The organism is Flavobacterium araucananum (assembly GCF_002222055.1).
Lineage (GTDB): Bacteria > Bacteroidota > Bacteroidia > Flavobacteriales > Flavobacteriaceae > Flavobacterium > Flavobacterium araucananum.
Map to the genome: position 1 here is coordinate 57598 of NZ_MUGS01000006.1, position 12899 is coordinate 70496.

Sequence of the window (12899 nt, forward strand, 5' to 3'; positions counted from 1 at the left end):
TATGTGTTAAATATATATTTTTTTAATTACACCCAACGGGTTAATATTAGATTTGTATTTCTTAAGTAACCTTATCTCTTTATTACAATGAAATTGAAATTAGGATTTATTTTTATGTATTGCCTGTCGACTTTAATACTAATCATTTTTTGATGCTTTTACAGCTATGAATAATTTTATTCTAATATTTTTCTTTCTTGCTTTAGGTTTGATTTTGCAACATATAAAGCAATTTCCCACCCATATTTACAAAGTTCTAAACAAGATTGTTATCTATTTTTGTTTGCCTGCGATTACCTTATATCACATTCCAAAAATAAAATGGAGTAACGAACTGTTGTTTCCAATAGCATCAGGCTGGATAAGTTTTATCATGGCTTTTGTATTGTTTCATTTTTTAGGCAAAAGGTTAGGATGGTCTAATAAACTCATTGGATGTTTGATCCTGACAGCCGGATTAAGCAATTCGTCTTTTCTGGGATATCCTATTATAGAAGCTTTATTTGGCAAAAAAGGACTGGAAACTGCTATTCTTGTCGATCAGCCCGGAACCTTTGTGGTAGTTTCGACTTTGGGTGTATTTGTAGCCGCATTTTATTCAAAAGGAAGTCCTGATGCTTTGAGTATTTTCAAAAAAATAATCTTATTTCCGCCTTTTATAACCTTTGTAGTTTCTTGTTTCCTGAATATTTCTCAATATGACCTGGATATAAATCTTCAGGCTATTTTATTAAAGATAGGTAGTTTGGTAACGCCGCTTGCCTTACTTTCAGTAGGATTGCAACTAACTTTTGACCGCAGAAGTCAGCATTGGAGGTTTCTCCGACTTGGACTTTTTTTTAGACTTATTCTAACTCCGTTTGTAATTTTGGTTTTGTACGTTTTTGTTTTCAGGCAGCATACCCAAGCCATAAAAATTACGATTATGGAAATGGCAATGGCACCCATGATTACAGGGGCAATTTTAGCTTCGACTTATGGCTTAAAACCAAAATTATGCAGTATGATGATTGGTTTTGGAATCCCAATTTCGTTTGTAACCCTTGCTATTTGGTATTTTATTGTGAGTTTTATTTATCTTTAAATACTAACTAGATAGGAAAAATAGAATTTTAACTTTATTTTAAAAAAATGACGTTTTCTTTGTTCTTTTTTTGACTAATTTTAGAGGAACTAAAAAAATATAATTATGTCAACATTAAGATTAGGAGATATCGCTCCAGATTTTCATGCAGAAACAACTGAGGGGTCCATCAATTTTCATGAATGGTTGGGAGATTCCTGGGGAGTTTTATTTTCGCATCCTGCAGATTTTACGCCTGTTTGTACAACTGAGCTAGGAACAGTTGCCAATTATGTTCCTGAATTTAAAAAAAGAAACACAAAAGTTATAGCCTTAAGTGTTGATGGTCTTGAGTCGCACAAAGAGTGGATTAAAGATATTAACGAAACCCAAAATACAACGGTTAATTTTCCGATTATTGCAGACGAGGATAAAAAAATCGCAACATTATATGATATGTTGCATCCTAATGCAAGTGAGAAATTTACAGTTCGTTCTGTTTTTGTAATAGGCCCTGATAAAAAAATAAAGTTAACCTTAACTTACCCGGCTTCTACAGGACGAAATTTCGAAGAATTACTTCGTGTTATCGACAGCTTGCAATTAACGGCGAACTATAGTGTGGCAACTCCTGCCAATTGGAAAGATGGTGAAGATGTAGTTATTACGCCTGCCGTTCCGGATAGTGATATTCCGGCAAAATTTCCAAAAGGGCATACCGCTATCAAACCTTATTTGCGCATAACACCGCAACCTAATAAGTAAGGTTCTAAGTAACTACGTTTCTAAGGTGCTAAGATTTAAAATGTTTTTTTTTTGAAAAAACTTAGTGCCTTAGCACCTTAGAAATGTAGTACCTTAGTCACTTAAACTAAGCTTTCTTCATCAATTCGGCCATTCGTTTTTTATCCCCAACTACCCAGATAATATCATTTTTTTCTAAAATCAAATTTGATTCCGGATTTAAAATACGATTACCATTTCTTTCGATTCCTACCACAAGACCTCCTGTTTTTCCTCTGAACTGACTGATACTCTTTTGAATAAATTCTTCATTGAAAATTTCCATTTGTCGCAACACAATTTCAGATTCTTCTACATTTTTTGCCGCTTCAACTTCATTCTGATTCAAATAATTGGTAAAGTGCGTAATTTGCTCATCCGTACCAATAACACAAATTTCATCACCGGGAAACAAACGTTCCGTTTTGGTTGGTATAGGGATTGTGATTTCACCACGTTTTATAAAAGCGATATTGATTCCCATATTTTCGCGAATGCGCAATTCGTCCAGTGTTTTTCCCGCCAGATTAGATTCTTTGCCAATATCAAAAATAGACATGTGACCATCCCAAGGCATTAAATTGGCATATCGTCTATCGATTTTCTTGTTTTCGCGATCGTTTAGATTCTTCAAAAAGTGATTTTCGATTTTATGATATTGCTCGTTTAGTTTTTTAGGAAATAATTGATAAGCTCCAATGGCGATTATCAAGGCGACAAAAGCTACCAGGGGCGAAAAGAAAATATTGAGTAAAAAACCAACAAAAAATAAACCAAGGCTCATTCTAATTAATATTAACATCAAAAGGGCACCCCGATATTTTCGTTCTTCCCATAATTCATCGACTTCGGCAACTTTTACACGTCGCAACGAAAGTGCCCATAAAAATGGTGCAATTATAACCAGTGTAATAAGTGCTGCCAGTGTATTGCCAAAACGGGTATCTGCCACTAGAGGTGCAACAAACTTTGATGAGAGTAAAATAATAGCAGTAATAATTATGGTGTGCAATATAATTTGTGTGATCGAAGCGCGAAGGACAATTTGCCAGGTACTAACAGATTTTATGGCTTGTGCATTGACACTGTAACGGTTGATATTTTTGACCCATTTTTTAGGTAGTTTTTGCTCTAGATATCCGGAAAAAGGATCAGAATATTTAATTAAAAACGGGGTTGTAAAAGTCGTAATGGCAGACACGGCTACAATTATAGGGTACAAAAAATCACTGGTCACTTTAAGTGTCATACCTAAAGTAGCAATGATAAACGAGAACTCCCCAATTTGTGCCAGACTCATACCGGTTTGTACAGATTGTTTAAGTGGTTGTCCTGATAATAAGGCTCCTATAGATGAACTAAATGCTTTACCAAAAATAGTAAGAAGTGTTATAAGTGCAACTGGCAGCGCATAAGTAACCAGAGTTTGAGGATTGATTAACATACCAACCGATACAAAGAAAACAGCACCAAATAAATCTTTTACAGGCTGGATCAAATGTTCGATTTTTTCTGCCTGAGTAGTTTCGGCAATAATAGAACCCATAATAAATGCACCCAGAGCAGGCGAGAAGCCAACATTTGCAGCAAACATAACCATCATTAAACAAAGTGCCAGCGAAATAATAAGCAGCATTTCGTCTGTCAAAAGGTGTTTTGCTTTTTTCAGGATGGTTGGAATAATAAATATTCCTCCCAAAAACCAGATGATCAAAAAGAACACTAATTTTAAAACAGATTGTAATAATGCACCGCCCGAAACCTGATCGCTAACGGCAATTGTTGACAATAAAACGAGCATTAAAATGGCAACAATATCTTCGACAATTAAGGCTCCAAACACAATACCAACAAACTTTTTTCCCTTAACGCCCAATTCGTCAAATGCCCGAATAATAATGGTGGTTGATGAAATCGAAAGTGTTGCACCAAGAAAAATACTATCCATTTTTCCCCAGCCCATCCATTGCCCAACGCAATAACCAATCAGGGTCATAAACATAATTTGTGTAATGGCGGTTATCGAGGATGTACCGCCCACTTTCATCAGTTTCTTAAAACTAAATTCGAGTCCCAGACTAAATAATAAAAAGATAACCCCAATTTCAGCCCAAACCTCGACACTTTTCATGTCTGTAATCGATGGAAAAAAATCGAAATGGTTTCCTGCCAGAAAACCGGCAATCAGATATCCTAAAACCAGAGGCTGTTTCATTTTTTTGAAGATCAAAACAGCAATTCCGGCGGTCATCAGGATCAATCCCAAGTCGCTTATAAGTGGTTGTAAGTGGTGTGTAGTTTCTGCAGCGGCGCTTAAGGCAATCATAAAGTGGTATTTATTATTAAGGAGCTAATCCGGCTTTTCATTTCAAGCTGGGCTAGATTCACGATTTTAAATAAAAAAAGCTATCTGGATAAAGATAGCTTTTTTTGAGAAAATATGTTGAGTTTTCTTTAGATTCCCACGTAATTACTAGGGGTTATTGCCATTAATTCGGCTCTGACAGCATCAGAAACTTCTAAAGTTGCAATAAAATTATGAATCGCATTTTTGTCAATTGCTTCATTTGTTCTGGTTAAACCTTTTAGTGCTTCATACGGATTTGGATATGCCTCGCGGCGTAAAATCGTTTGAATAGCCTCGGCAACTACAGCCCAGTTTTTCTCTAAATCTTCGGCAAATTTACGCTCATTCAAAAGCAATTTGTTCAAACCTTTTAACGAAGCTTCAAAAGCAATAATAGTATGCCCAATTGGTACACCAATATTACGTAAAACAGTACTGTCAGTCAAATCACGCTGTAATCTTGAAACCGGTAACTTGGCTGCCAAATGCTCAAAAATAGCATTAGCGATTCCTAAATTTCCTTCAGAGTTTTCAAAATCAATCGGGTTAACTTTATGTGGCATCGCCGAAGATCCAATTTCTCCTTCTTTGATTTTTTGTTTAAAATAATCCATTGAAACATACGTCCAGATATCACGGTCTAAATCGATAATGATAGTATTGATTCTTTTTAAAGCATCAAAGAATGCTGCAAAATGATCATAATGTTCAATTTGTGTTGTTGGAAAAGAGTGGTGTAAACCCAGATCTGTTTCGACAAATTTATTACCAAATTTTTTCCAGTCAATTTGTGGGTAAGCCACGTGATGTGCATTGTAGTTTCCTGTTGCACCACCAAATTTAGCGGCAAACGGAATATTAAATAACAAACGCATTTGCTCTTCTAAACGTTCTACAAAAACCAAAATTTCTTTACCCAAACGAGTTGGAGAAGCAGGTTGTCCGTGTGTACGGGCTAACATTGGAATGGCTGCCCATTCTACACTTAATTCTTTTAATTTAGAAATTAAAGAAATTAACGAAGGCATATAAACTTGCTCAAATGCTTCTTTTGTCGAAAGCGGAATTGCAGTATTGTTAATATCCTGAGAGGTTAAGCCAAAATGAATGAACTCTTTGTATGGAGATAAACCCAGCTTTTCAAAAGCATCCTTAATAAAGTATTCTACCGCTTTTACGTCATGGTTAGTTACTTTTTCTGTTTCTTTTATCCAAAGAGCATCCTGAGTAGAAAAGTTTTTATAAATAGCACGTAAACTGTCGAATAAATCTGGGTTTACGCCTGCAAGTTGTGGCAAAGGTACTTCGCACAAGGCAATAAAGTATTCAATTTCAACTAATACACGGTATTTGATTAAAGCTTCTTCAGAGAAAAATGGGGCTAATGAAAGGGTCTTACTTCTATATCGTCCGTCGATTGGTGATATAGCATTCAATTCGTTTAAAGTAGTCATTGTTATGTTGTTTTTCGAAAGGCACAAATATAAACAGAATTTAGGGATTATGGCTCATGAATCTATTAATGTGCGCATTAAAAATGAGCTTTTGAGGTAAAAATCTTTTTTTGATTGTTTCTAAAAGTTCTCAGGGTATTTTTGGTTTAGAAATATTTCATTCAGATTGATCACCATTTTTTGTATTATTTATTTTGAAAGTTTTTTACTACATTTAGATAATATTATGCTATTTTTGAAAAAATGTATGTATGTTCAGGAAATCTTCTATCGCTTTGTTTTTAGTTCTTATTCTGGTTGCTTCTTTTGTTGTTTTTAAAGTGTTTTTTGCAGAGAAATGTACTTCAGAAGATCGTAAATATGAGCCTGTGTTTTCAAGTAATTTAAGTTATGTTGGGGATGAATCCTGCAAGCAGTGCCATAAAACAGAACATCACCAGTGGAAAAAATCAGATCATTATAAGTCAATGCTACTTCCTGCTGATTCGACAGTATCCGGAGATTTTAATAATGTAACATTTACAGCAGATGGTGTTACGAGCAGGTTTTTTAAAAAAGGAGAGAAATTCTTTATCAATACGGAAGGTGATGATGGAAAAAATCATGACTTTGAGGTAAAGTATATTTTTGGCTATAAACCCTTGCAACAATACTTAGTGCAGTTTTCCGGAGGCAGGTTGCAGGTTCCCAGATTAAGTTGGGATGTTACCCAAAAGAAATGGTTTAATCAGTACGCAGGTCAGCAAATACCGTCGCACGATTGGTTGCACTGGACGGGAAATTCGCAAAACTGGAATACGATGTGCGCGTCCTGTCACTCGACAAATTTGCATAAAAATTATGATACCAAAACAGATACCTATAAAACGAGTTATAGTATCATTAATGTAAGTTGCGAGAGCTGTCATGGTGGTGGTAAACAACATATTGATTATATAAAAGGCAGTGATTATATCTCAGGAAGCAAAGTAATGGGGAGTTATCTAAAATAGGGTAAAAAGTCAGGACAATTAGAACAAATCATAACTTGTGCCCCTTGTCATGCCAGAACATCTGAAATTAGTGCTGCTCATATCGAAAGCAGCGATATTATGGACAATTACATTCCGCAAATTCCAAGTACCGAATTCTTTTATGCCGATGGACAAATTAAAGAAGAAGATTATATTTATACTTCATTTTTGCAAAGTAAAATGTTTAGCAAAGGAGTAAAATGCAGCGATTGCCATAATCCGCATACTACTAAACTAAAGCGTGAGATTGGCAATAAAACCTGTGTTGCCTGCCATGCTCCTAAAAAATACGATGTTCCAACGCATACGTTTCATATTTCAGAAAAAAGTACGGAATGTATCAGCTGTCACATGCCCGGAAAAATTTATATGGGTAACGATTTGCGCCATGATCATAGTTTTAGAGTTCCAAGACCGGATCTTTCAGTTTCTTACGGGACTCCTAATGCATGTAGCAGTTGTCATACTGAGAAGTCAAATCAGGTTTTGGCAGCAGCTGTTGCAAAGTGGTACGGACCTGCCAGAAAATATCATTTTGCCGATGATTTAATTCCGGGAAGCAGGTTAGATGAAAATAGCGAAGAGCATCTGGTCAAATTAATAAAGGACAACAATGTGCCCAGCATTATAAAAGCAACCGCTGTATTTTATTTAGGGAGCATCCAGACAGAAAACAGCCTGAATACGTTATTGAGTTGTGTTCAGGACAAAGATTCGCAGGTACGATATCGCGTTTTGCGTAGTTTGTCAAATTTTCCGCCTTCAAGCTGGGTCGAAGTTGTTGGACCAGCATTGTCAGATAAAGTCAGGGCGGTTCGTATCGCTGCGGCAGATCTTTATATTACAATTCCACAAGAGCAAATACCGGATCAATATGTGATTTCGTTTTCGTCTGCACAAAAAGAACTTAAAAATTTGCTCGAATATCAAACTGATTTTGCTGTGGGAAATGTAATGATGGCAGATTATTATCTGAAACTAAAAGATTATGATAATGCCGAAAAATTTTATTGGAAAGGGTTCAAAAAAGATGATAAAGCAAATTATGCCTTACTTAATTTATCAGCTGTTTATAACATGCAGGGCAAAAATGATCAGTCATTAGAAGTTTTAGAAAAAGCCAGAAAGAACGATCCCAAAAATGAAAGGATTTATTATAATCTGGGACTTCTCTATAATGAAATGAATGATAAACCGATGGCCGAAAAACAATTTGCCAAAGCTGTAGCATTAAAATCAAATAATCCCAGAGTATATTATAATTATGGATTAATGCTCAGTCAAAAAGGTATGTTTAAGGAAGCAGAAAAGATTCTAAAAAAAGGAATAGCAATAAATCCTGCTGCACCAGAATTGTATTATGCATTGGCTTTTGTTTATTCAGGAACAGGCAATAAAGAAAAAACTTTAGAAACTGCGATAAAACTAAAACAGTCAGATCCTGATAATCCTGAATATCAGGAGTTTTTCAGAAGATTAGGATTGTAAAAAGAAGGTAAAAAAAACGTTTCACTTATTTAAAACAAACAGAGACTGATATGTGTTAAATAATTTTACATCCAACGGGTTAAAAAATATGTTTTTACACGTAGCTATGTTTGTTAATGTAAGTGAAACGCCTTTAAGAAGTTTCATAAACTATGTTTCTATGTGTTAGAATTAATTATACCAATAAATTAAAAGATTGTTTTAAAAATTTTATCCCAAATGGTAAAATAGAAACCAAAGTTATGAGCTTCATTTTTATGATGGTCTGCATGAAATTTTGTGGTTGATATCCATTTTGTAAAAGGATTTTTAGACCAAAAACCGGGAAATATATCTGTTTTTAGATGTCCAAAGATTCCATATAAAAGGTTTAGAATTAGGTAAATAATAATGCTGATAAAGTTCAAATGAAATATTGTAATTGAAAACAGCCATATAATACCAAATCCAAAAGTTTCTATAGGATGAAGCACAAATAAGCTGTAAACACTGGTTTCAACATGTGTATGGTGAAGCTGATGAATGGGATAAAACCATTTTAAATAATGCACGAGATAATGAAAACAAAACATAAAAAAATCCATTATAAAAATCAAAAGCAGCATATCTGCCAGTACCGACAGAAGTGATGGTGTAAAATCAATCTTCAGGATTTCAAAGAGGTACAATTCATAACCTAAAAGGGTTATGAATGTGTTACACATAAGAGTCGAAAAAATCCATTTTCGATCTGTTTTATTAAGTTTTGTATTTTCGTATTCAATTATTTTTCCTAACATTATAGAGAGAAACAGAAGAATTGCATTTTCTGCCAAAAAGAAAACGAAAAGCGTAACGAGATTGAAATGAGATAATTGTTGTAACCAGCTTTCGAATATCATGATTTTTTTTCTAATTCGAATAATCTGTCTCTTAATTCGGCAACACCCTGAGAAGCAATTTTTGCAATAACTTCGACTTTATTCTGAATATTTGGTATGGCAATTGGCTTTGGATCAATATAAAAAACCGGTGTAATGCTATAGGTATACGAAATCAATCCGGCTGCGGGATATACTTGCAGCGAAGTGCCAATTACGGCAAAATAATCAGCAGTTTCAGTTATCCTGATTGCTTCCTCAAGTGCCGGAACATCTTCGCCAAACCAAACAATATGAGGTCGCAGCTGATGTCCGTTTTCGTCAAGATCACCCGTAAATAAATCAGTTTCCCAGTCTAAAATTAAATTTCGGTTTTGTATACTTCGCACTTTTAGCAATTCTCCATGCAAGTGCAATACTTTTGTGCTTCCGGCTCTCTCATGCAAATCATCGACATTTTGAGTAATAATATGTACCTCAAAATCCTGTTCTAACTGAGCCAGAATTTCATGCCCTGAATTTGGTTTTACCTCCTTAAGTTGTTGACGCCTTTTATTATAAAAGTCCAAAACCAATTCCTGATTTTTATGCCAGCCCTCAGGAGTTGCAACTTCCATTACGTCATGACCTTCCCACAAACCATCGCTGTCACGAAAAGTTTTAATCCCACTTTCGGCGCTTATTCCGGCGCCGGTTAAAACAACCAGTTTCTTTTTCATTCTACTTCAATTAAAGCATAAAAATAGTGATTTAGTTCTCTACTTTCTTTAAAAAAAATGTAAGACTAACTTGCATAATTCTTTTTCGTATTTTTGAGATGCAATAAAAGCGTATTTATACTTATTGTTTTGATCTTGTAAATATTTAGTTTTATTATACTATAAAAAAAAGATTTTTTTGATGATTTTAATACAGTTTACAGGGTTATCCGGTTCAGGAAAAACGACATTGGCACAAAATGTCCGGCATTTGCTAATCGAAAAAAAATATAAAGTCGAAATAGTCGATGGAGATGTGTACCGCAAAACGATTTGTAAGGATTTAGGATTTTCGAAGGCAGACCGGTATGAAAACATCAGAAGGTTGTTTCATGTGGCACAAAATTTTGTTAGTGAAGATACTATCGTTTTAATGTCAGTAATCAATCCGTATGAAAATCTCAGGGATGAGTTACGGGCGCATCAATTTGTGCGAACGGTATATTTGGATTGTGCTGTAGATAATCTTATAAAAAGAGACCCGAAAGGATTGTATAAAAAAGCCTTGCTTCCAGATCACGATCCTGATAAGATCAATAATTTTACGGGAATAAGTGATGTTTTCGAGATTCCGTTAAACGCAGATCTGGTCTTAAAAACAGATTTTGAAACAGAACTTTTTTCTACTCATAAACTCTATGATTTTATTATCGATAATATATCTGATGATAAACGGTTTTTGTGAGTTTAGGTATTGCCATTTCAAAAGAAATAATTCTAATTTTTAATTTTTTAAATGCCTATGAACCCTTCTTCGAGTAAACTTCCTGTTTCTTTTTCGATTGATAAATTACAAACTGATTTTGTGGTCTGCGAAAATAATTTATGGACACCGCATTTTAATACAAATCGATACGACGGAAATTGGACAAGCATTTCTTTACGCTCACAATCCGGTTTAACAAACGATATTATGTCTTTTGCAAATGCTACTTATAAAAATACGGATTTGCTGGAACGCTGTCCTTATTTTAAAGAAATTACAGATTGGTTTCAGTGTGACAAAGAAGCAGTGCGATTGCTGAGATTAGACCCTCAAAGCGACATAAAAGAACATACAGATAATGATACATCTTATGAAGATGGTTTTTTTAGAATTCATATCCCAATAATAACGAACCCGGAAGTATTTTTTTATGTAGATAAAAAACTCGTTCCTATGAAAATGGGGGAGTGCTGGTATGCTAATTTTCAGCTTTTGCATAGTGTAGAAAACAGGAGTGCTGAACCGCGCATTCATCTCACTCTTGATTGCATAAGAAATGAGTGGTCAGACAAATTGTTTACTGCTATGGGGTTCGATATAACCGAGTCTCCGGATAAAAACAGATATTCAGACGAAGAAAAGGAGCAAATTATTGCGGAACTTTCCAGAAATCCATCTGAGGCAACGGCTAAAATTATAGCAGATTTACAATCAAAATAAAAGACAAAAAAATGGAAAGTACCCATCACCCCCTTTTTAACTGGATTCCGGTTAGTTTAATCGAAAAAGATAATGAGGTTTATTTTGAGTGGATTTACCTGGCTGATATTAAATATTTAGATCCGTTTTTTGATGAAACTATTGCCAAATGCAAGAGCCATGCTTATAATTCTAAGCCCTACAAAGTAATTAGTACCGTAGATAATCTTATCGAATGGTCTAAACAATTGATTTCTGTCGAACTAAAATCGCTGGTTTTTCATGTATCCAGATGTGGTTCTACGATGTTAAGTCAGTCTTTGGCAACATCATCAGAAAACATAATGGTTTCTGAAGCGCCCATTATGGATCAGATTTTAAGAAGTGATTTTTTGGGTTTAGAGCAAAAAAGTATACTTATAAAAGCAGTAATAGCAGTATTAGGTCAGAAAAGATTTCCGGAACAACAACATTTGATTATAAAACTTGATGCCTGGCATATTTTTAAAGCCAGTTATTTAAGATCTCTTTTTCCTGAAATACCGTTTGCTTTACTGTATAGAAATCCTGAGGAAGTTTTAAAATCACACCAAAAAATGATGGGAATGCACATGGTTCCTAATGTATTGCCGTCTGTTTTTTTTGGGATCTCGGATAAAGAAACCCATGAGATTAGTTTTCAGCAATATGGAGCTTTGGTTCTCGAAAAATATTACCAGGGATTTCTTGATTTTTATGAAAGAGATCAAAATGTAATAATCCTTAATTATAATGAGGGAATGCAACAGGTTATAGCGCAATTTGTATCGTTTATTAATGTTAAGTATCCTGATGCTGAACTCGACAAAATGTATGATCGTCTAAAAAGACATTCTAAAAACGGAACTGCTGTTTTTGTCGGTGATACCTTTAAAAAAGAATCTTTGCAAATTGATTTTAGCAGGCTTGCTATTTTGCATGAAAAATTGAATACTAATTTTATTGCGTATATGGAACGTTGAAAATTCTAACGAATTTTTCATTCTGTTTTATTTATGATGTATTTTTGCTTCAAATACAAATAAAATGATTGATTTAGATTACCTCGCTTTTCTTGAAAATATACTGACAGATAACCGCAAAGAAAAATTCTTAAAAGTACTGGGAAACAGAACAAAACATTTTACGGTAGTTGTAGAAGATGTTTTTCAAATGCACAATACAAGTGCTGTTATGCGCAGCTGCGAAGTTTTTGGAATTCAGGAACTGAATGTAATCGAGCAACGTTACGGAAAAAAAATAGATAAAGAAATTGCAATGGGCGCTCAAAAATGGGTAGACATCAACCAGTTTGATTCTGTTACCAATTGCATTTCGACTTTAAAAAATCAGGGATATCAAATTATAGCGACAACGCCTCATGAAAATGATTGTTTGCTGGAAGATTTTGATATTACAAAACCCAGTGCTTTATTTTTTGGGACAGAAAGAGACGGATTATCAGAGGAAATTCTGGAAAAAGCCGATGGCTTTCTTAAAATTCCAATGGTTGGTTTTACAGAGAGTCTGAATATTTCTGTTTCTGCGGCAATCATTATCCAAAACCTTACAAACAGATTGCAAAATTCAACTATTAACTGGCATTTATCCGACGACGAAATTCTGGAAAAACGTTTGGCATGGGCCAGGAATTCCATCAAGGATATCAAGCGAATCGAAGCACGTTATTACGAAGAGAATCCTAAATAA

At 34.6% G+C, this 12899-nt stretch carries 12 protein-coding genes; 8 read left to right on the top strand and 4 right to left on the bottom strand.

The genetic code is table 11. The features are described 5' to 3' along the window. Nucleotides 1–166: 166 nt before the first annotated feature. The gene (locus B0A64_RS05940) at nucleotides 167–1084 is read left to right on the top strand and encodes an AEC family transporter (protein WP_089478610.1); all 918 of its coding nucleotides are present in this window, start codon (nucleotides 167–169) and stop codon (nucleotides 1082–1084) included. Between the two features lie 105 nt (nucleotides 1085–1189). After that, nucleotides 1190–1828, top strand: coding sequence for a peroxiredoxin (locus B0A64_RS05945; protein ID WP_089478611.1), 639 nt, complete (start codon nucleotides 1190–1192; stop codon nucleotides 1826–1828). 106 nt (nucleotides 1829–1934) lie between these two features. Here B0A64_RS05945 and B0A64_RS05950 read toward each other — a convergent pair whose 3' ends face one another. Together B0A64_RS05950 and purB are read right to left on the bottom strand one after the other, a co-directional pair. Further along, complete coding sequence (locus tag B0A64_RS05950; protein ID WP_089478612.1) at nucleotides 1935–4172, bottom strand: cation:proton antiporter domain-containing protein; 2238 nt, start codon at nucleotides 4170–4172, stop codon at nucleotides 1935–1937. A gap of 128 nt (nucleotides 4173–4300) precedes the next feature. Next, the gene (gene purB, locus B0A64_RS05955) at nucleotides 4301–5647 is read right to left on the bottom strand and encodes an adenylosuccinate lyase (RefSeq protein ID WP_089478613.1); all 1347 of its coding nucleotides are present in this window, start codon (nucleotides 5645–5647) and stop codon (nucleotides 4301–4303) included. A 251-nt stretch (nucleotides 5648–5898) separates the two neighbouring features. On the opposite strand from purB, the gene B0A64_RS05960 reads away from it, so the two are divergent. Then, entirely contained in the window at nucleotides 5899–6639 is a 741-nt protein-coding gene (locus B0A64_RS05960) for a multiheme c-type cytochrome (protein ID WP_089478614.1), read from the top strand. A gap of 99 nt (nucleotides 6640–6738) precedes the next feature. After that, the gene (locus B0A64_RS05965; RefSeq protein ID WP_089478615.1) at nucleotides 6739–8148 is read left to right on the top strand and encodes a tetratricopeptide repeat protein; all 1410 of its coding nucleotides are present in this window, start codon (nucleotides 6739–6741) and stop codon (nucleotides 8146–8148) included. A 188-nt stretch (nucleotides 8149–8336) separates the two neighbouring features. Here the strand turns inward: B0A64_RS05965 and B0A64_RS05970 are convergent, their stop codons facing one another. After that, entirely contained in the window at nucleotides 8337–9029 is a 693-nt protein-coding gene (locus B0A64_RS05970; RefSeq protein WP_089478616.1) for a sterol desaturase family protein, read from the bottom strand. Further along, nucleotides 9026–9727: an SIR2 family NAD-dependent protein deacylase gene (locus B0A64_RS05975; protein WP_089478617.1), complete on the bottom strand. Its 702-nt coding sequence runs from the start codon at nucleotides 9725–9727 to the stop codon at nucleotides 9026–9028. The genes B0A64_RS05970 and B0A64_RS05975 overlap by 4 nt, the downstream gene beginning before the upstream one ends. Nucleotides 9728–9908: 181 nt before the next feature. Here B0A64_RS05975 and cysC point away from each other — a divergent pair, with 181 nt between their 5' ends. The 4 genes from cysC (at nucleotide 9909) to B0A64_RS05995 (ending at nucleotide 12899) form a co-directional block, all read left to right on the top strand. Next, on the top strand, nucleotides 9909–10451 hold the full coding sequence (gene cysC, locus B0A64_RS05980) for an adenylyl-sulfate kinase (RefSeq protein ID WP_089478618.1): 543 nt from the start codon (nucleotides 9909–9911) through the stop codon (nucleotides 10449–10451). A gap of 57 nt (nucleotides 10452–10508) precedes the next feature. Further along, nucleotides 10509–11192 (top strand): aspartyl/asparaginyl beta-hydroxylase domain-containing protein, encoded by a 684-nt coding sequence (locus B0A64_RS05985; RefSeq protein WP_089478769.1) that lies wholly within the window; start codon nucleotides 10509–10511, stop codon nucleotides 11190–11192. An 11-nt stretch (nucleotides 11193–11203) separates the two neighbouring features. Next, entirely contained in the window at nucleotides 11204–12172 is a 969-nt protein-coding gene (locus B0A64_RS05990; protein WP_089478619.1) for a sulfotransferase family protein, read from the top strand. A 64-nt stretch (nucleotides 12173–12236) separates the two neighbouring features. Continuing rightward, entirely contained in the window at nucleotides 12237–12899 is a 663-nt protein-coding gene (locus B0A64_RS05995) for a TrmH family RNA methyltransferase (protein WP_089478620.1), read from the top strand.